The organism is Streptomyces sp. NPDC044002 (assembly GCF_056434525.1).
On the sequence record NZ_JBWKEZ010000021.1, the window covers coordinates 1 to 18902 of the forward strand.

At 74.8% G+C, this 18902-nt stretch carries 15 protein-coding genes and 1 pseudogene; 11 read left to right on the top strand and 5 right to left on the bottom strand.

Annotated elements, in window-relative coordinates:
- Positions 1 to 251: 251 nt before the first annotated feature.
- Entirely contained in the window at positions 252 to 1949 is a 1698-nt protein-coding gene (locus AC07A6_RS17635; protein WP_362472585.1) for a flavin monoamine oxidase family protein, read from the bottom strand.
- Positions 1950 to 2017: 68 nt separating this feature from the next.
- Positions 2018 to 2818: a carbon-nitrogen hydrolase family protein gene (locus AC07A6_RS17640; protein ID WP_007262964.1), complete on the bottom strand. Its 801-nt coding sequence runs from the start codon at positions 2816 to 2818 to the stop codon at positions 2018 to 2020.
- A 267-nt stretch (positions 2819 to 3085) separates the two neighbouring features.
- Here AC07A6_RS17640 and AC07A6_RS17645 point away from each other — a divergent pair, with 267 nt between their 5' ends.
- Positions 3086 to 3781, top strand: a complete 696-nt coding sequence (locus tag AC07A6_RS17645) for a GNAT family N-acetyltransferase (RefSeq protein ID WP_478777659.1) — start codon at positions 3086 to 3088, stop codon at positions 3779 to 3781.
- Between the two features lie 284 nt (positions 3782 to 4065).
- The gene (locus AC07A6_RS17650) at positions 4066 to 4359 is read left to right on the top strand and encodes a WhiB family transcriptional regulator (RefSeq protein WP_125818229.1); all 294 of its coding nucleotides are present in this window, start codon (positions 4066 to 4068) and stop codon (positions 4357 to 4359) included.
- Here AC07A6_RS17650 and AC07A6_RS17655 read toward each other — a convergent pair whose 3' ends face one another.
- From AC07A6_RS17655 to AC07A6_RS17665, 3 genes are all read right to left on the bottom strand, one after another.
- Positions 4360 to 8964: a hypothetical protein gene (locus AC07A6_RS17655; protein WP_478777660.1), complete on the bottom strand. Its 4605-nt coding sequence runs from the start codon at positions 8962 to 8964 to the stop codon at positions 4360 to 4362. It abuts the gene before it with no gap.
- A 135-nt stretch (positions 8965 to 9099) separates the two neighbouring features.
- Positions 9100 to 9555 carry an Lrp/AsnC family transcriptional regulator gene (locus AC07A6_RS17660; protein WP_007262967.1) on the bottom strand — a complete coding sequence of 152 codons (456 nt, stop codon included), beginning with the start codon at positions 9553 to 9555 and terminating at the stop codon, positions 9100 to 9102.
- A 10-nt stretch (positions 9556 to 9565) separates the two neighbouring features.
- Positions 9566 to 11038, bottom strand: a complete 1473-nt coding sequence (locus tag AC07A6_RS17665) for an amino acid permease (RefSeq protein WP_478777661.1) — start codon at positions 11036 to 11038, stop codon at positions 9566 to 9568.
- A gap of 321 nt (positions 11039 to 11359) precedes the next feature.
- Here AC07A6_RS17665 and AC07A6_RS17670 point away from each other — a divergent pair, with 321 nt between their 5' ends.
- From AC07A6_RS17670 to AC07A6_RS17710, 9 genes and pseudogenes are all read left to right on the top strand, one after another.
- Positions 11360 to 11857, top strand: coding sequence for an LLM class flavin-dependent oxidoreductase (locus tag AC07A6_RS17670; protein ID WP_478777662.1), 498 nt, complete (start codon positions 11360 to 11362; stop codon positions 11855 to 11857).
- Positions 11857 to 11904 (top strand): annotated as a pseudogene (locus AC07A6_RS17675) (hypothetical protein); the annotation flags it as partial. The gene AC07A6_RS17670 and the pseudogene AC07A6_RS17675, both read left to right, overlap by 1 nt.
- A gap of 124 nt (positions 11905 to 12028) precedes the next feature.
- On the top strand, positions 12029 to 12151 hold the full coding sequence (locus AC07A6_RS17680; RefSeq protein WP_478777710.1) for an SDR family oxidoreductase: 123 nt from the start codon (positions 12029 to 12031) through the stop codon (positions 12149 to 12151).
- Positions 12148 to 13164 carry a GDSL-type esterase/lipase family protein gene (locus tag AC07A6_RS17685; RefSeq protein WP_478777711.1) on the top strand — a complete coding sequence of 339 codons (1017 nt, stop codon included), beginning with the start codon at positions 12148 to 12150 and terminating at the stop codon, positions 13162 to 13164. Before AC07A6_RS17680 ends, AC07A6_RS17685 begins: the two co-directional genes overlap by 4 nt.
- 141 nt (positions 13165 to 13305) lie before the next feature.
- On the top strand, positions 13306 to 14247 hold the full coding sequence (locus tag AC07A6_RS17690) for an SCO0930 family lipoprotein (RefSeq protein WP_362472616.1): 942 nt from the start codon (positions 13306 to 13308) through the stop codon (positions 14245 to 14247).
- A 96-nt stretch (positions 14248 to 14343) separates the two neighbouring features.
- Entirely contained in the window at positions 14344 to 15159 is an 816-nt protein-coding gene (locus AC07A6_RS17695; RefSeq protein WP_478777663.1) for a LytR/AlgR family response regulator transcription factor, read from the top strand.
- Positions 15160 to 15355: 196 nt separating this feature from the next.
- The gene (locus AC07A6_RS17700; protein WP_362472607.1) at positions 15356 to 15631 is read left to right on the top strand and encodes a hypothetical protein; all 276 of its coding nucleotides are present in this window, start codon (positions 15356 to 15358) and stop codon (positions 15629 to 15631) included.
- A gap of 84 nt (positions 15632 to 15715) precedes the next feature.
- The gene (locus AC07A6_RS17705) at positions 15716 to 17455 is read left to right on the top strand and encodes a sodium/solute symporter (protein WP_478777664.1); all 1740 of its coding nucleotides are present in this window, start codon (positions 15716 to 15718) and stop codon (positions 17453 to 17455) included.
- Complete coding sequence (locus AC07A6_RS17710) at positions 17452 to 18663, top strand: sensor histidine kinase (RefSeq protein WP_386274284.1); 1212 nt, start codon at positions 17452 to 17454, stop codon at positions 18661 to 18663. The genes AC07A6_RS17705 and AC07A6_RS17710 overlap by 4 nt, the downstream gene beginning before the upstream one ends.
- Positions 18664 to 18902 lie beyond the last annotated feature (239 nt).

Genomic DNA, 18902 nt, shown 5'->3' on the forward strand with positions numbered 1-18902 from the left:
CCCCGCCTGGGGGCACCTCCCAGCGGTAGCTGGGGGAGTTTGAGGCGCGGGTCCGGGCAGCGCCCGGGGAACGGTGGAAGGGCGGGTAGGGGACCCCGCACCGCGCAGCGGCCAACCACCCGCAGACGACCCACCGGCACCCACAACGCAAACCGGCCCCGCCCCGCATCCGACAGCCGGAGGCTGTCGCAGCGGCGCGAAGCCGGTGAGGCCCCCAGGGGCCGAGCCGCGCGAGCGGCGCGTGAAGAGGATCAGTCCTCCGGCAGTTCGACCGGGGCGATCTCGTCGAAGACGTCGCCCGGGCCCGGGTTGGCGGCGTCCGTGGAGCCGCCGAGGTGGTGCATGACGCCCCAGACGGCGTTCAGCGCGGTCTGGACCGCGCCCTCGGCCCAGCCGGCCGTCCAGGAGATGTCGTCGCCCGCGAGGAAGATGCCGCGCTTGTCCTCGGGGAGGCGGTCCTGCATGAAGTGGGTGTACAGGCGCCGCTGGTAGCGGTAGTGGCCCGGCAGGTTGGCCTTGAACGCGCCCATGAAGTAGGGCTCGTTCTCCCAGGACACGGTCACCGGGTTGCCGATGATGTGGCGGCGGATGTCGACCTTGGGGTAGATCTCGCCGAGGGACTTCAGCATGACCTCCATCCGCTCGTTCGCGGACAGCGGCAGCCACTTCAGGCTGTCGTCGCACCAGGTGTACGACAGGCAGATCACGGCCGGCTGGTCCGGGCCGTTGTCCAGGAGGTACGTGCCGCGGGTCATGCGGTCGGTGAGGGTCATCGACATGACGTCGCGGCCCGTCTCCTCGTCCTTGTCGAGCCAGAAGGGGCGGTCGACGGGGATGAAGAGCTTGCTGGACTCCATGTAGTGGGTGCGCTCGATCGCCGTCCAGTGGTCGATCGGGAAGAGCGTGTCGTCGCACGCGATCTTCGACAGCAGCATCCACGACTGGGCCGTGAAGATCGCGGCGCGGTAGGTGCGGATGTCGCCCGACGCGTCGGTGACGGTGATGCGGTTGCCGGCCGTGCGGTGCAGGCGGGTGACCGCCGGGCGCGGGGTGCCGTCGTGCAGGGAGGACAGGGACGTTCCCTGGGCCCAGTGCAGGATCTTCTCGGGCTCGCGCTCCCACAGGCGCAGCGGCAGCTGCTGCGAGCCGCCGACGATGCCGCGGTGGTGGTCGTCCGCCTCGGTGTAGACGACGCGCAGGATCTCCAGGATGGAGTTCGGGAAGTCGGTGTCCCAGCCGCCGGTGCCGAAGCCGACCTGGCCGAAGATCTCGCGCTTGCGGAAGGACTTGAAGGCCTCGGACTTGCAGAGGAAGCCGTAGAAGGTCTCGTCGTCGAGCTTCTCGACGAGCTTCGCCCAGATCTCGCGGATGCGCGGGACGTCCCGCTCGCGCATCGCGGTGTTCATGTCGGAGAAGTCGGCGCCCTCGTCGAGGCAGGCGTTCCACGCGGCGGCGACGTCGCGGTAGACCTGCGGGAGGTCGGCGATGGTCTCGGCGTAGTGGGTCTCGCCCTTGAGGTCCACGACCGTGGAGGGGGTGGCCTCGGCCAGCGGGTTCGGGAAGGGCTGGGTCTGCAGGCCCACGAGGTCGATGTAGTGCTGGAGCGCGGTGGAGGACGGCGGGAAGCGCATGGCGCCCATCTCCGCGGTCAGGCCCTCGGTGCCGGCGCCCTCGAAGCCGACGGTGCGCAGGCGGCCGCCGATCTGGTCGGCCTCGTACACGACGGGCTTGAGGCCCATCTTCATCAGCTCGTAGGCGGAGATGATGCCGGACAGGCCGCCGCCGATGACGGCGACCTCGGTGCCGTGCTCGGTCGCCGGTATCTGGCCCAGGCCCGCCGGGTGGGCGAGGAAGTCGTCGTAGGCGTACGGGAAGTCCGGCCCGAACATGGTGATCGGGGGCTGGCCGTCGCTGTGCGGAACGGCGGTGGTGGGCACCGTGGACGTCATGGGGGCACGTCTCCTTGCGGCAGAACAGGCGGGGCGGGGCGGGAGGGCTGGGGGGTGGAGCCGGCGGCTCAGACGAGGGAGGCGTAGAGCCCGGGGCGGCGGTCGCGCAGGTACGGGTTGGTCTCGCGGGAGGCTTCGAGGAGCTCGGGGTCGACCTGGCCGAAGACCATCTCCTCGCCGCGGCCGGCCCGGGTGCGGGTGACCCCGTCGGGGCTGGCGAGGCAGCTGAGGCCGACGAACTCGAACTCGCCCTCGGGGCCGGTCCGGTTGACGTACGCGATGTACATCTGGTTCTCGAAGGCCCGTACGGGGACCAGCTGTTCGGCGACGAACTGGAAGGGGTGCATCTGCGCGGTCGGGACCAGGAGGAGGTCGGTCCCGGCGAGCGCGTGGGCCCGTACGTTCTCGGGGAACTCCACGTCGTAGCAGATCATGATGCCGACGCGGAGGCCGTTCAGGTCCGCCTGGACGACGGGGGTGTCGCCGGGGGTGAAGGCGTCCTGCTCGAAGCAGCCGAAGAGGTGCGTCTTGCGGTAGTTCGCCAGCCGGGCGCCGTCGGGGCCGATCAGCTGCGCCGAGTTGTAGACGGTGTCGCCGTCCCGCTCCGGGTAGCCGTACAGGACGGCGATCCCGTGGCGGCGGGCGATGCCCGCGATGGCGTGGGCGGACTCGCCGTCGGCCGGTTCGGCGTACCCCGGCACCTCCTGGAGGTCCAGCGCGTAGCCGGTCAGGAACATCTCCGAGGTCACGAGGAGCCCGGCCCCGCCCTGTGCGGCGCGCGACGCGGCCTCGTCGAGCCGCTTCAGGTTCTCGGCGGTGTCGCCGAGCCGTCCGGAGCTCTGGAGGAGTGCGGTGCGCAGCGGGGGCATGGGCGTACCTCTGTGACAGGTGGGGTGGGGGTCGTAAAACGGTACGTTCGCGCGTTCGACCCGGACAAGCCGTGACCGTTGCGCTGGGCGCATCGATTCGTTGCGCGTTCCCGGGGATGTGCGGTGATTCGTTGCGCGGCGGCTCCGCAGGGGCCTGCGGGCCGGGGCGGGACCTGACGTCCGCGGGAAAACCGGCTGCTCAGCCGGGTCCCGGGGGCTTACCCTGCGGCCGACCGACACGGCCCTCAGGAAGGATCCCGCACCGACATGTCCGCCGAGAATCCCGCTTCCCCGCTCGACAACCCGGTGTGGGGCTCCCTGAACGGCGCGCACCGCGCCTTCGCCGAGTACTCGGGGAGCGGGGCCGCCCGCTACCTCCAGTCCGCCAACCCGTTCGCCGCCCTCTCCGACCCGGAGGACCCGGCCGCCTGGGCGGACCTGGCGGCGCTGACCGGCCCCGGCGAGGAGGTGTGGCTGACGGGCCTGCTGACGCCGCCGCCGGGCTGGGAGACGGTGGCCGTGGTGCCCGGGGTCCAGCTGGACGGCCGGGCGGTACGGGTCGGGCACGCGCCGGAGGCGGTCCGGCTCGGCCCGGCCGACGTGGAGGAGATGACGGCCCTGGTCAGGCTGACGGAGCCGGGCCCGTTCCTGCCGCGCACGGTCGAGCTGGGCACCTATCTGGGGATCCGGCACGAGGGCCGGCTCGTGGCGATGGCCGGGGAGCGGATGCGGCCGCCGGGCTGGACCGAGATCAGCGCGGTGTGCACCCACCCGGACTTCCGCGGCCGGGGTCTGGCGGCCCGGCTCGTCCGGGCGGTGGCGGCGGGGATCCGGGACCGCGGGGACCTGCCGTTCCTGCACGCGGCGGCGGGCAACACGGGCGCGGTCCGGCTGTACGAGTCGATGGGTTTCACCCTGCGCCGGGAGCCGGTGTTCATCGGCGTGCGCTCCCCGAAGGAGTAGGCCCGGACGAGCAGGCCCCGGACGAGTGGGCCCGGACGAGTGGGCCCGGACGAGTGGACGGTCTTCCGTAACACGCTTTAACACGGGGTTCATTGAGTGCCGCAGGAGTTGCCCGTAGCGTCGGCGGCACGGGAGCGCGGGCGGCGGGAAGGCGGCCGTGGCGATGAACACGCGGGCAGATCAGCGGTCGTCCGGACCGCCGCCGCGCTCCCGGTTTCCCGGCGGGCCGTTTCAGTGGGCTCCCAGCGGTCAGACGCGGGACGAGGCCACTGGAAGGAGCCGACATGACCGACCTCTCACGCCTGCCCGGAGCCGCCCTCCACCACTGGCAGTGGCAGTCCCGGGCCGCCTGCCGCGCGCTCGGACCCGGCCGGTTCTTCCACCCCGCCGGTGAGCGGGGGGAGGAACGCGAGGACCGGGACCGGGCGGCGAAGGAGGTCTGCGCCCGCTGCCCGGTCCGCGCGGCCTGTCTGGAGCACGCCCTGCGCACCCGTGAGCCCTTCGGCGTCTGGGGCGGGCTGACGGAGGAGGAGCGCCGCGCGCTCACCGGCCGTACGGCCCGCCCGCTGTCCGTGTGACTACCCCTGCCGCTGTGCCCAGGCGCGGGCGAACAGCTCGTGCGGGGGCAGCGGTGCGAGCAGGCGCAGCAGCGGCGGGTGGAGGGTCGTGCCCGAGGCCGCTGCCAGGTGCGGGGCCAGCTTGGCGTGCTCCACCGGGAGGTGCGGGGCCTTGAGCTCCGTCCACTGGCCCGGGACGAACAGGGTGCGTCCCGCGCGGGCCCGCTTGCCGCTCTCCACCGCGCCGGTGGCCGCCAGCTCCGCCTGGGCGGCCTTGTGCCGGGCGGCCGTCCAGCCGTTCCAGCGGCGGACCGCGCGGTCCGTCGGGCGGACCAGGGCCAGCAGCTGGAGGTACAGGGCGGCGGCGTCCGCGCCGACCCCGAGGGCCTCGGCGGCCTCGGCGACCAGCTCGGGGGCGCTCAGCGCCGGGTTCGCCTCGTAGCCGCCCTCGGGCACGGGGGTGTCCGCGGCGCGGGCGGCCAGCCGGGCGAGGCCGTCGGCGAGGTCCCGGTGGCGGCGCAGGACGGTCAGCAGGTAGCCGCCCCGGACCGTGGCGGCGATCCGCTCGGCCCGCTCCCCGCGCTCCGGGTCGGCGAGGGCGGCCACCCGCAGGAACGCGTCCCCGCTGGGCACGGCCACCACGAAGACCCCGTCGTCGAGGGCCGTGGAGGTGCCGGCGGCGCCCTCCCACAGGGGCTCCGGGCAGGGCAGTACGGGCCCCGCGTACGGGGTGAAGGCCGGGTCGCCCTGGGCGATGCCGGCCAGCTCCCCGAAGAAGCCGCCCAGCGGGACGAGCGCGCCCGGTCCGTCGATCCCGTCCCGCAGCCGCCCGTACAGCGCGAGCGCGCCCCGGGCTCCGGCGTCGCCGGCGGGCCGTTCCGTCAGGGCCCAGGCGATCACGGAGGCGGCGGTGTGGTGGGCGGGTTCCCCGTGGATCCAGGCCCCGGCGGTGCCGTCGGGAGCGGCGTGGTGGAGGTCGATCCCGCCCCTCCGGTTGCCGACGAGTACGAGGCCCTCCGCGCCGGAGGGGGTCCCCTCGGGGGTCCGGCCGGCTTGCAGGGCCCGGGCCCAGGGCAGGGGCAGGCCCAGGTCGGCCTCCAGGGCGGCGGCCAGCTCCTCGTCCACGCGCTCCTCGGCGCCCAGCAGGCCGGTCCACACGGCGGCCATCCGCTCGGCGGCCCGGACGGTCCCGCCCGGCTCCCACAGCTCGGCCACGTCCTGCGGCAGGCCGGCGGCGAGGACCGCGCAGCGGCCGGCGTCGCCGAGTTTCCGGGAGAGCTCCCCGTACTCCGCGGCGAGGGACTTGCCGGCCTTGAACGGCGCGGCGGCCAGCAGCTTGAGGTGCTCCCGGTGGTCCTCGCGGGCCGGGAACCCGGCGAGGACCAGGGCCGCCACGGGCCCGCGGGCCCCGGTCAGCCGGGTGAAGGCCTCGCGGGCGGCGGGCTCCGCGGGCAGCGGGCCCCGCTCGGCGAGCAGTTCCAGCAGCCGGGGCAGGCGTACGGAGTCCGCGTCCTCGACGGTGGTGGTCCGGCAGTCCTCGGCGCCTTCGGGGGCGGGGTCGGAGGCCCGCTGGAGGAACCAGGCCCGGCCCCTGCGGACGGCCCCGGAGGCCAGGGTGTGCCCGGCGGCGCGGAGGGCGGCGAGTGCCTCCTCGCCCGCCAGGCCGGTGCGCCAGCTGCCGCCCGCTTCGGCGAAGGGCTGCCCGCTCCAGGTGTCCAGCAGTGCGGCCAGGGCCGTCCGCTCCTCGTCGGGGGTGGTCGCGGCGGCGGCCCGCCAGGCGACGGCGCCGATCCGGCCGAGCAGCGGCTCCCAGGGCTCGGGGTCGGCGGGCCGGGCCAGCACGCGGGCCTCGTCGTCGATCTCGCCGCGCAGGTGGCGCCCGTCGGCGGCGATTGCGGTGAGCATGGCGGGCTGCCGGGCGGGCTCGGGGTCGTTGTAGTAGCGGTGGCGCAGCGACTGCAGCGGGTGGAGGGCGGGGGCGAGCACGGAGTCGGGCACCTCGGTGCGCAGGGTGACGAGGGGTGCGGCCCGCATCAGGGCGACGCGGCGGGCGAGCCCGCGCAGCCGGCGCAGGACGTCGGCGGCGAGCCGGGCGGCCCGGCCGACGCCGGCGGCGATGCGCGGTTCGAGGCCGCCGGGCAGGGCGGGGGCCGGGTCTCCGGCGAGGGCGGCGTCGAGCAGGGCGCGTACGGCGGTGTCGTCGAGGGTGCGCAGGGCCCGGGAGGAGGCTTCGCAGCGCGGGGTGAGGAAGTGCCAGAAGGCGGGCGGCGGGACCGGGCCGGCGCCTTCGCCGAAGCCGGGGGTGCGGCGCTCGTCGGAGCCGGGGAAGCCGTGCACCTGCCACAGGAGGGAGTTGTCCTCGGCGGCGTGGCAGCGGATGGCCTCCTGGCCGACGAGGACCCCGTCCTCGCCGCCCTGCGGCATCCGGACGACGGCCCAGGGCTTGCGGCCCAGGCGCCGGCTGCGGTAGGTGGCGCGGCGGCCGTCGATGCCCTCCAGGACGAACGAGGTGGGCGAGGGGCCGGAGTAGGGGGTGTGGTTGAGGACGCGGAAGCCGACGAGCCGGCCGTCCTGGCCGAGCGGGGAGGCGGGGGCGCCTTCGGGGAGGGCGGCGAGGGTCTGGCAGGAGGAGGAGAAGCGCTGCGTGCCGGGCGGGAGTGCGGCGGGGGCGTGGAACTCGGGGGGCGTGGTGTCGGGGAGCACTTCGCCGGTCTCCGGGTGGACGCGGGTCAGGACCTGGCCGGTCCGCCGGCCGACGCCGCCGGAGCTCCAGTAGCGCCGGCCGTCGCTCATCTGGGAGTCGTAGGAGCCGATGCCCGTGCGGCCGCCGGGGCGCAGGACGGATCCGCCTTCGTGGCGGCCGCCGCCGTCCGGGGTCTGGAAGTGGTAGCCGAGGCCGCCCTGGATCATGCCGCCGTAGCGGCGCAGGCCGAGCTGTTCCTCGGGTTCGAAGACGTCCTCGGGGCGGTCGGCCCAGAAGGCCCGGTCGCCGAAGGTGGCCTTGGGGGTGGTGCCGAAGGCGACCAGGAAGGCGCCGCCGACGTGGTGGACGGTGTGCGCGGTCGCTTCCTCGGGGAGCCGGAAGGTGCAGGATGCGCGGGGGCCGGCGTGGTCGACGGTGACGGCGCGGTCGGGGCCGTAGACGGTCAGGAGGGGCCAGGTGCAGGTGACTCCGGTGACGGCGTCGGGGCCGCCGAGGGCGGCGACGGCCTCTTCCAGGGCGGGCCAGCCGTGCTCCTCGGGGAGTCCGGCGCGCAGGGCGCGGGCGAGCGGGCCGGTGAGGTCCGGGGCGGCGAGGGCTTCGTCGATGCCGTCGAGGGCGCGGGCGGTGGGCCGGTCGAGGAGGGTGGCGAGCTCGTCGACGGCCTCGTCGGCGGCGGCGAGGCCGCCGCCGCGCAGGGCGGCGAGCAGGCCCTCGATCCGGCCGTGGACCTCGGCGGTGATGCCCGCGTTGTGCGGGAGGCGGCTGACGGCGGTGCCGGAGCCGCGCAGGCGGGCGTGGACGGTGCCCTCCAGGCGGGGGCCGAAGACCGGGTCGGCGGCCAGGGCCTTGAGGTCGCGGCGGGAGCGGGCGTCCCAGAACACCAGCTCCACGGCGACGCCGGGGTCCTGGACGGCTATGCCCTCGGCGAGGCAGGCGTCGAGGAGGTCGGCGTCCAGCCCCCGGTAGGTGTAGCGGTCCTCGTGCAGCCGCAGCGGGTCCTCGCAGGCGCGCAGCCGGGGGGCGAAGAGGGCGAGGAGCTCGAAGAGTTCGGCGGGCATGGGCTGGCGCATGACGCCGCTGCCACTGCGGCCGTGGGCGTAGCGGCCGGCGTACCGGGAGAACCATTCGGTGAGGCCGCCCTCGGGGGCGATGCGCCCGGCCGCGGCGGCCTGGGCGGCGCCGCAGCCGAGGAGCAGGCGCAGCCAGGAGGAGGCGTCGGCGCGGCTCTCGGGGAAGAGGTCGAGGAGCAGGGCCGCGGTCTCCTCCGCCGGGGGGTGGGCGGTGAGCAGCCCGGTGGCGGCGTCGAGCAGCCGGTCGGGGACCTCCTTGCCCTTCGCGGCGCCGAGCAGGATGCCGAGGACGCGGGCCTCCTCGGCGGTGTCGAGGCCCGCGGCGCGTGCGGAGAGGCGGACGCGGCGGGCGAGGTCGGCGGGGAGTTCGCCGGGCGAGGCGGCCCAGGTGCGCAGGACCCGTACGTACTCCTCGTGGGCGGCGGTGGGCTCCAGGGCCTCGGCCAGCCAGGCCTGGTGGCCGCTGAGCTCGGTGGCGGGCAGGGCTCCGGCGCGGGCGAAGAGCAGGACGTTGGCCCGGCGCCAGTCGGGGTCGACGGGCAGGCGGTGGCCGCGTTCGGCCTTGCGGGCCAGGGTGTAGGCGCGGGCGGCGGAGCGCAGGTGCCAGGCGATGAGCTTGTGGCCGATGGTGTCCCAGAACCAGGGCAGGTGGGCGGGATCCAGTTCCCGTACGCGCCGCTCCAGGCCGTCCACGTAGCGGCCGGGCTTCTCGTAGGCCCGGTGGATCGTGCCGAGGGCCTCGTCGAGCAGCAGGGCGGCGGCCGGCGCGGAGCCGGGGTCGTGGGCGCGGGCCCAGTCGGTGTAGACGGTCGAGAGGTGCGGGTCGGCCGGCGGCTGGATCTGGATCTTCATGCGCCCGATGGTGGCACGCCCCTCCGACAGCCCCGCCCGCGTCCCGTACGCGTCCCGTACGCGTCCCGCCCGCGTCCCGTACGCGGGTACGCCGACGCCCCCGCCGGTTGTTCCGGCGGGGGCGTCGGTGATGACCTACGCGGGGGCTCCCGAGGTGAAGCGGCGCAGGAGCGGGCTGAGGACGAGGACGGACTTGGTCCGTTCCACGAAGGGTTCGCCCGCGATGCGTTCCAGGACGCGCTCGAAGTGCCTCATGTCGGAGGCGAAGACCTGGACGAGGGCGTCTGCGTCGCCGGTGACGGTCGACGCGGACACCACCTCGGGGTACCGCTCCAGCCCTCGCCGGATGTCGTCCGGCGAGGTGTTGTGGCGGCAGTAGATCTCGATGAAGCCCTCGGTCTCCCAGCCCATGGCGGCCGGGTCCACGCGGACGGTGAAGCCGGTGATGGCGCCTTCGGCCCGCAGCCGGTCCACGCGCCGTTTCACGGCGGGGGCCGAGAGCCCGACCTCGGAGCCGATGTCCGCGTAGGAGCGGCGGGCATCCTCGGCGAGGGCGTGCACGATGCGTTCGTCGAGATCGTTCAGTCGCACTGCGGGTGGATCACTTCTCTGCTGTGGCCACTTCTGCTTCGGTGGCCAGTCGGGAGCGGCGGACGCCGTACAGGAAGTAGAACACGAGGCCCACGATCATCCAGCCACCGAAGACCATCCACGTGGCCATATCGAGGCTGAACATCATGAAGCCGCAGGCGAGGAAGCCCAGGATCGGGGTGACGGGGAAGAGCGCCACCTTGAACGTGCGCGGCATGTCCGGGCGCTTGACGCGCAGGATGATGACGGCGACGTTGACGAGGCCGAAGGCGAACAGGGTGCCGATGCTGGTGGCGTCGGCGAGCTTGCCCAGCGGGATGAAGGCGGCGAGGACGCCGCAGAACAGGGAGACGATCACCACGTTGGCGCGGGGGGCGCCGGTCTTCTCGTCGACCTTGGCGAAGACCTTGGGGACGAGGCCGTCGCGGGACATCGCGAAGAGGATGCGGGTCTGGCCGTAGAGGACGGCGAAGACGACGGAGAAGATCGCGACGACCGCGCCGGCGGCGAGGACGACGCCCCAGACGCTGGTGCCGGTGACGTCGGTCATGATCTGGGCGAGCGCGGCCTCGGTGCCCTCGAAGTCCTGCCACGGCATGGCGCCGACGGCGACGAAGGCGACGAGGACGTAGAGGACGGTGACGATGGCCAGCGAGAGCATGATCGCGCGCGGCAGGTCCTTCTTCGGGTCCTTGGCCTCCTCACCGGCGGTGGAGGCGGCGTCGAAGCCGATGTAGGAGAAGAAGAGGGTGGAGGCGCCGGCGGCGATGCCGCTCATGCCGAGGGGGGCGAGCGGGGTGTAGTTGCCGGCCTTGATGCCCAGGACGCCGATGCCGATGAAGAGCAGCAGGGTGACGATCTTCACCGCGACCATGATCGAGTTGACCGTGGCGCTCTCCTTGGCGCCGCGCATCAGGAAGACCATCGAGAGCAGGACGACGACCAGGGCCGGCAGGTTGATGAAGCCGCCCTCGCCCAGCGGTGCGGAGACCGATTCGGGGATGGTGACGCCGATCGTCCCGTCGAGGAACTCGTTGAGGTACTGGCCCCAGCCGACGGCGACGGCCGCGACGGAGACGGCGTACTCCAGGACCAGGCACCAGCCGCAGATCCAGGCTATGAGCTCGCCCATGGTGGCGTACGCGTAGGAGTACGAGGAGCCGGAGACCGGGACGGAGCCGGCCAGCTCGGCGTAGGAGAGGGCCGAGAACAGGGCGGTCAGGCCCGCGATGATGAAGGAGATCGTCACGGCGGGGCCGGCCTTGGGGGCGGCGGTGCCGAGGACGACGAAGATGCCGGTGCCCAGGGTGGCACCGATGCTGATCATGGTCAGCTGCCACATGGTGAGCGAGCGGCGCAGCGTGCCGCCCTCGCCCTGCCCGCCCTCGGACACGAGCCGCTCGACCGGCTTGCGCCGCATGAGCGGGTTCACGGGCTTGCGCGTCTCCTGGGAGAGCGTGGGTGCCTGGCCCTGATCGAGCACGAGGGGACTCCTTTGACACTGCGGGATGGGGACGGTTCGGGCGTCGACCGCAGCGGTCCGGAGCAGTTGGCAGACAGGGGTGAGCCCGTCTGGGCATGAGGGGACCGCCGAGCAGGCGGTCCGCGCCACTCCACGTACAGGGGGTGAGCCTACGAGCAGAGTGATACCGCCCGTAATGCACCATCCTTGCACATTGGCGGACGATCGTTGCGCGGATCCGCCCGCCATGGTCGTTTGTTGCGCACGGATGATCGATCGCTGCACAGGGCTCCGCCGGGCGGCTTCATTGACACTTCGTCAGATCTGCCGCAGCGTGCCGCCATGGACCTGGACGTGCTCTACGAGATCGACGTGCCGCGGCCCTGGCACGGCGCCCACCCGTACGGCCGGCGGGCCGCCGAGCAGCGCGCCTACCGGGAGGCCGTGTGGGGGCCCCTCCCGGACGGAGTCCGGGGGAAGGTACGACTGGCCGACCGGATGGGCTTCCGCACGGTCTGGGCGGTCGAGCACCACTTCCGCGAGGGCCGTTCCCACTGCCCGGCCCCCGAGGTGCTCCTCGGCCGCCTGGCCGGGCTGACCGAGAGGATCCGGCTCGGCTTCGGGGTGGACCGGGAGCGGTCCCGCGAGGACTGGGCCGAGGCCCTGGGGATCGTTGCCGGAATGTGGCGCGAGGAGTACTACAAATACGCCTCCGAGCGGTTCCGCTTCCCGCGCCGGATGGTCACGCCGAAGCCGGTGCAGGACCCCACCCGCCCGCCTGGATGGCGGCCACCTCCCCCGGCTCGGCGGAGGTCACGGGGGCGGCGAAGGCCGCCCTGATGGCGCTGGTGCGGTCCGCCGCGGTCGAACCGGGCCCGCACGGGGTACGGGTGAACGCAGTGGCCCCGGGGGTGGTGTGGACCCCGCGGGTCGCCGCACTGCTCGGACCGGGGGGGACGGGAGCGCAACGCCGCCGACGCACCGCCGGGCCGGGTCGCCGAGACCGCCGACATCGCGTCCGCCCTGTACTTCCTCGCCTCGCCGCAGGCCTCGTACGTGACGGGGCAGACGCTGGTCGTGGACGGCGGGGTCGGCGTGAAGTTCCCGTACCCGACGATCGGAGACGCGGATTGAGACCATCACCGGGCCCCGAAGGAAAATGGCAGGACCCCGGGCCCTTCCTGCGCGGGGTCGCCTGGCTGGACCGGGGCCGCCCGGTGCGCGCCGACCCGGACGACACCATGCGGCTGCCCTGGGACACCGGCGAGCGGGCCACCCTCCCCATAGGCGTGCGGCTGGAGTTCACCACGCACACGGCACACGCGGTGGAGATCCGCTACCGGGCCACCGTGCCCGGCCCCACCGACGCGCTGCGCGACCTCTCGCACGGCTTCGCCCTGTGGAACCGGCACGGGCTGCTCACCGAGGTCTTCACCGAGCCCGCCGCGGAGTCCGTCGTACGCCTCGGACTGCCGCCGCAGCACGGCCCCTTCACCCTGCACCCGCCCGAGGGGCAGTCCCCGCTGATCCTGGGGCTGCGGGGCATCGGCGGCGACCTCGCCCCCGCCCCCGGGGCCCCCCGCTGGGTGGTGCACGGCGACTCCATCACCGAGGGCTGGTGGTCCACCCGGCCCGCCCACGGCTGGCCCGCGGTCGCCGGCCGCGCGCTGGGCTTCGACACCGTCAACCTCGGCTACGCGGGCGCCGCGCGCGGCGAACTCGCCACCGCCGAGCAGCTCGCCGCGCTCCCCGCCGACGTCCTCACCCTCGCCTTCGGCACCAACTGCTGGTCCCGCGTGCCCTTCACGGCCCCGCTGCTGTACGAGACCACCCGCGTGTTCCTCGACCTGGTCCGCCAGGGCCACCCGCGCACCCCCCTGCTGCTCCTGTCCCCCGTGCTGCGCCCCGACGCCGAGCGCACCCCCAACCGCCTGGGCGCCACCCTGGGCGCACTGCGGGACGCCATGGAACGGGCCGTCCGGGACCGGATCGCCGCCGGGGACGGCCGCCTCGCCCTGCTGCCGGGCCGGGACGTGCTCGGACCCGAACACCTCGCGGACGGGCTGCACCCCAACGACGCCGGACACCAGGTCCTCGGCCTCGCTGTGGTCACGGCCCTGAGGCGGGCCGGGTTCGACGGCGGGTGAGTGAGACAGGCCATACCGCTCCCGCTGAACAGGGCGCCCCCGCGGCGCCGTGTCCCCCACAAGCAGCCGGGGTCCGAGGGCCGCGCACGACGCACCGGACCGGCCCCGGACCCGGCGGACACACATGTGGGAGAGAACACCATGGGCATCAAGCGCGGAACCACCCTGGCAGCCGTCGCGGTCGTCGTCACCCTGGCGGCGACCGCCTGCGGGACGAACGTCAAGGACGGCGCGAAGGGTCCGGCCGGGGCCGCGTCCGCCCAGGCTCCCGCCGCCGACCCCTACGCCGAGGGGCAGCAGCCCGCCCAGCAGGCCGGTGCCGCCAAGCCCGCCGGGCAGCTGGCGATCGCGGCCACCGACCAGCTCGGGTCGGTGCTCACCGACAGCGCCGGCTTCACCCTGTACCGCTTCGACAAGGACACCGCCAAGCCGCCCACGTCGAACTGCGACGGGGACTGCGCCAAGGCCTGGCCGGTGGTCGCGGCGGGCGAGGTCACGGCGGCCGCCGGCATGGACCCCGCGCTGCTGGGCGAGGTGGTCCGCAAGGACGGCGGCAAGCAGCTGACGGTGGCCGGCTGGCCCGTGTACCGCTTCGCCAAGGACACCAAGGCGGGCGACCTGAACGGGCAGGGCGTCGGCGGCACCTGGTTCGCCTTCGCCCCCGACGGCAAGAAGGCCGCGAAGGCGGCGGCCTCCCCCGCCCCCGCCGGGGCCGGCCAGGCCGCGGGCGCGCTGACCGTGGCCAAGGACCCCAAGCTGGGCGACCACATCGTCGACGGCAACGGCATGACCGTCTACCGCTTCAAGCCGGACACCGCCTGGCCCATGGTCTCCAAGTGCACCGGCGACTGCCTGGCCAAGTGGCCGGTGGTGCCGCCGGTGGACAAGGCGAACGCCAAGGGGATCACCGAGAAGAACTACCTGGTCCTGGACCGCCCCGACGGCAAGAAGCAGCAGACGGTGAACTGCTGGCCCGTCTACACCTTCACCGGTGACAAGAAGGCCGGCGACACCAACGGCCAGGGCGTCGGCGGCACCTGGTACGCCGTCGCCCCCGACGGCGGGCTCATCACCGCCCAGTGACCCCCCACCCCCAGTCGCGCGGCCCCCGCCTCCCTCCCCCCGGGCGGGGGCCGCGCACCGTTTGCCCGCCCACCGCCCTTGCCTAGACTCGGCCCCATGCTGCGCGTACTGGCCGTCGACGACGAGAAGCCGCTCCTGGAGGAACTCCTCTACCTGCTGCGCTCCGACCCGCGCGTGCGCAGCGCCGAGGGGGCCTCGGACGCCACGGAGGCGCTGCGCCGGATCACCCGCGCCGTGGAGAGCGGGCCGGACGGGCCCGACGCGATCGACGTGGTCTTCCTGGACATCCAGATGGCCGGGCTGACGGGGCTGGACATCGCCCGGCTGCTGGCCGGGTTCGCCCGGCCGCCGCTGATCGTGTTCGTCACCGCGCACGAGGGCTTCGCCGTACAGGCCTTCGACCTCAAGGCGGTGGACTACGTACTGAAGCCCGTCCGGCCGGAACGGCTCGCCGAAGCGGTCCGCCGGGCCCGCGATCTCCTGGCCCGGCCCGTGCGCGAACAGCAGCCCGAGCCGGAGCGGGCGGCCTTCCCGGTACCCCGCCGGCCGGCGGGCGAGGCGCCCGCCGCCGAGCGGGCCCCGGAGCACATCGCCGTCGAACTGGGCGGGGTCACCCGGTTCGTGGCGATCGCGGACATCGCGTACGTGGAGGCCCAGGGGGACTACGCCCGGCTGCACACCGACGAGGGCAGCCACCTCGTGCGGATCCCGCTGTCCACTCTGGAGGAGCGCTGGGCGGCCCGCGGCTTCGTCCGCATCCACCGCCGGCACCTGGTGGCGCTGGCCCGGATCGACGAACTCCGGCTGGACGCGGGCACCACCAGCGTCCGCGTGGGCGCGGCCGAGCTCCAGGTGAGCCGCCGCCACGCGCGCCAGCTCCGGGACCTGCTGATGCGGCAGGCAACGGGCTGACACCGGCCGGCACCCGGCCCGCACCCGGCCGCGGGCGGACCGGCGTACGACCGCCCGGCGTACCGGCGCGCCGTTCGTCGCGCGGAGAAGGGCGTACGGCGATCCGCCGGGCCCGTCGGCCGCAGGGCCGCCCCCGGTGGTCCGCCGCGGGGGCCGCGCGCGCCTATCGTGGACCATCCGGCCCGGGAGGAGCGACATGTCCGAGATCCAGGCGCTGTTGGACGCGCTGAGCGGACTGCCCCGCACCCGGCCGTCGGGGCCCGCCGAGGCCGAGGAGCTGCTGGCCCGGCTGCGCAGCGCGGCGGCCCGCTGGGCCGATGTGCTGTTCGAGGCCCAGGAGGACGCCCGCCGCGTCCTGCCCCCGCGTGCGGAGGCGGCGCTGACGCTCGCCTTCCGACGCGCGGAGGAGTCGTACGTGGAGCTGGAGATCGCCCTGCGCGACTGCGCGGAACACCGCGATCCGGCGGTGTGATCCAGGGGCCGGATCGGGCCTGTTGTCCCGCCGGAGGCGCTGCGTAGACTCCCAGGATCCCCTCCCCCGTCGAAGGACCCTCCGGTGAACCAGACGTACGCGCTGACCGCGGTCACCGCCGTCGTCCTGGTGACGGTGCTGGTCGGCGCGCTGGGACTGCGGATATCCCGGACCACCTCCGACTTCTACGTGGCCTCCCGGACCGTCGGCCCCCGGCTGAACGCGGCGGCCATCAGCGGGGAGTACCTCTCCGCCGCCTCCTTCCTCGGCATCGCCGGGCTGGTGCTGCTCCAGGGGCCGGAGATGCTCTGGTACCCCGTCGGCTACACGGCCGGGTACCTGGTGCTGCTGGTGCTGGTCGCGGCGCCGCTGCGGCGCTCGGGCGCCTACACCCTGCCGGACTTCGCGGAGGCCCGGCTCCAGTCGCAGGCCGTGCGGCGGATCGCGGTGGTGTTCGTGCTCGGGGTCGGCTGGCTGTACCTGCTGCCGCAGCTCCAGGGGGCGGGGCTGACCCTGACCGTGCTGACCGGGGCCCCGCACTGGGCGGGCGGGGTGGTCGTCGCGTTCGTGGTGACGGCGGCCGTCGCGGCGGGCGGGATGCGCAGCATCACCTTCGTACAGGCCTTCCAGTACTGGCTCAAGCTCTGCGCCCTGCTGGTGCCCGCCTTCTTCCTGCTGGCCGCGTGGGCCGGGGACGGGGCGCCGCGCGCCTCCTTCGACGCGCGGGCGGTCTTCCGTGAGCACACCGCCGTCACCCTCGGGCAGGACGTCCGGCTGTCGCTGGACGAGCCGCTCACCGTGACGGTGACGGGGCGGGTGGACGGGCTCGACCACGCGGACGCCCCGCTGACCCTGGCGCCCGGCCGGCACACGGTACGGGCGCACACCCGGCTGGAGTTCGCCCCCGGGACCGCCGTCCCGGACACCGCGTCCCGGGCGGGCACGGCACCGGACTCGCCCGGCTGGGCGAAGCCGCTGTCGGCCGGCGACCGCGAGCACCGGCTGTACGCCACGTACGGGCTGATCCTGGCCACCTTCCTCGGCACGATGGGCCTGCCGCACGTCGCGGTGCGCTTCTACACCAGCCCCGACGGCCGGGCCGCCCGGCGGACCACCCTGGTGGTGCTGGGACTGCTCGGGGTGTTCTACCTGCTGCCGCAGGTGTACGGGGCGCTGGGCCGGATCTACGCGCCCGAGCTGGCGCTGACCGGGGACGCGGACGCGGCGGTGCTGGTGCTGCCGGAGCGGATGCTGGGCGGGGTCCTCGGGGAGCTGCTGGGGGCGCTGCTGGCCGGGGGCGCGTTCGCGGCGTTCCTGTCGACGGCGTCGGGGCTGACGATGGCGGTGGCGGGGGTGCTGCACCAGGACGTGCTGCCGCGGCGCGGGGTGGGGAGCTTCCGCCTGGCGGTGGTGGTGGCGATGGCCGTGCCGCTGGCGGGCGGGGCGGTGGGCACGCGGGTGCCGGTCGCGGACGCGGTCGGGCTGGCCTTCGCGGTGTCGGCGTCCTCGTTCTGCCCGCTGCTGGTGCTCGGGATCTGGTGGCGGGGTCTGACCCCGCCGGGTGCGGTGGCCGGGCTGCTCACGGGTGGCGGTGCGGCGCTGGGCGCCGTGCTGGCGACGCGGGGCGGGGTGGCGCCGCGGGGGTGGGCGCACGCGCTGCTGGCCTGGCCGGCGGTGTGGTCGGTGCCGCTGGGGTTCCTGACGATGGTGCTGGTGTCGCTGGCCACCCGGTCCAGGGTCCCGGCGGGGACGGCGGCGGCGCTGGCGCGGCTGCACCTGCCCGAGGGCGTGGCCGGGGAGCGGGCGGCGGGGGGCTCCTGGTGACCGGGGCGGCGCTCGGGGTGCTGGCGGCGGCGGGGGCGGTGCTGCTGCTGGGGCTGGGCTGGGCCGGGGGCCGGTGGCAGGCCCGGCGCGGGGAGCGGGCGGCGGGGCTGGACCTGGGCACCCCGGTCGAGCGGGCCACCTTCCACACGCTGCACACGGCTTCGCTGGCCGCTCCCCCGCTGCGGGCGGGCCTGACCGAGGACGCCGCCCGCAAGGCGGCGCGGCGGCTGCGGTCGCTGCTCGGCACGGAGGCGCTGTGCCTGACGGACCGCGAGGCGGTGCTGGCCTGGGACGGGCCAGGCGCCGACCACCACGAGCGGCGGGCGATGGCCCGGGTCGCGGTGATGCTGGAGTCGGGGCGCAGCCAGAGCCTGCGGACGGAGTGCCAGCGGCCCGACTGCCCGCTGAAGTGGGCGGTGTTCGCGCCGCTGACCGGTGAGGACGGGGTGCTGGGGGCGCTGGTCGCGTACGGGTCGCGGGAGTCGGCGGTGCTGGTGCGGGCCGCGACGGAGGTGGCGCGGTGGGTCTCCGTGCAGCTGGAGCTGTCGGAGCTGGACCGGGCGCGGACGCGGCTGATGGAGGCGGAGATCAAGGCGCTGCGGGCGCAGATCTCCCCGCACTTCATCTTCAACTCCCTCGCGGCGATCGCCTCGTTCGTGCGGACGGATCCGGAGCGGGCCCGGGAGCTGCTGCTGGAGTTCGCGGACTTCACGCGCTACTCCTTCCGCCGGCACGGGGAGTTCACCACGCTGGCCGAGGAGCTGCGGTCGATCGAGCGGTACCTGGCGCTGGCCGGGGCCCGGTTCGGGGACCGGCTGAAGGTGACGTTGCAGGTGGCGCCGGAGGTGCTGCCGGTGGCGCTGCCGTTCCTGTGTCTGCAGCCGCTGGTGGAGAACGCGGTCAAGCACGGGGTGGAGGACTCCACGGAGGAGTGCCGGATCACGATCGCGGCGCGGGACGCCGGCTCGGAGGCGGTGCTGACCATCGAGGACAACGGCGTGGGGATGGATCCGGAGCGGCTGCGGCGGATCCTTGCCGGGGAGCGGGGCGGGTCCGCGTCGGGGATCGGGCTGCCGAACGTGGACGAGCGGATGCGGCAGGTGTACGGGGACGCGTACGGGATCGTCGTGGAGACGGGGGTCGGCGCCGGGATGAAGGTCACGGTCCGCATCCCCAAGTACCGCGCGGGCGTGGCGCCGTCCCTTTGAACGCGCCGCTCGCGCGGTGCGGCCGCTGGCGGCCTTACCGGCTTCGCGCCGCTGCGCCGGCCTCCGGCCGTCGGACCTGGGGCGGGGCCGGTTCGGGTGGCCGGGGCCGGTGGGTCGGGTGCGGGTGGGTGGGCCGCTACGCGGGGCGAGGTCCCCTACCCGCCCTTCCACCGTTCCCAGGGGCTCCGCCCCCGCCCCCAGTCGCGTGCAACGGCCGCCGGGGGAGCGAGTGGCCCGGC

Excerpts from the sequence above, each read along its gene's own strand:
- AC07A6_RS17690 (WP_362472616.1), top strand. The coding sequence starts at position 13,306 with ATGGGCATCAAGCGCGGAACCACCCTGGCAGCCGTCGCGGTCGTCGTC.
- AC07A6_RS17695 (WP_478777663.1), top strand. The coding sequence starts at position 14,344 with ATGCTGCGCGTACTGGCCGTCGACGACGAGAAGCCGCTCCTGGAGGAA.
- AC07A6_RS17655 (WP_478777660.1), bottom strand. The coding sequence starts at position 8,964 with ATGAAGATCCAGATCCAGCCGCCGGCCGACCCGCACCTCTCGACCGTC.
- AC07A6_RS17645 (WP_478777659.1), top strand. The coding sequence starts at position 3,086 with ATGTCCGCCGAGAATCCCGCTTCCCCGCTCGACAACCCGGTGTGGGGC.
- AC07A6_RS17640 (WP_007262964.1), bottom strand. The coding sequence starts at position 2,818 with ATGCCCCCGCTGCGCACCGCACTCCTCCAGAGCTCCGGACGGCTCGGC.
- AC07A6_RS17635 (WP_362472585.1), bottom strand. The coding sequence starts at position 1,949 with ATGACGTCCACGGTGCCCACCACCGCCGTTCCGCACAGCGACGGCCAG.
- AC07A6_RS17670 (WP_478777662.1), top strand. The coding sequence starts at position 11,360 with ATGGACCTGGACGTGCTCTACGAGATCGACGTGCCGCGGCCCTGGCAC.
- AC07A6_RS17700 (WP_362472607.1), top strand. The coding sequence starts at position 15,356 with ATGTCCGAGATCCAGGCGCTGTTGGACGCGCTGAGCGGACTGCCCCGC.
- AC07A6_RS17650 (WP_125818229.1), top strand. The coding sequence starts at position 4,066 with ATGACCGACCTCTCACGCCTGCCCGGAGCCGCCCTCCACCACTGGCAG.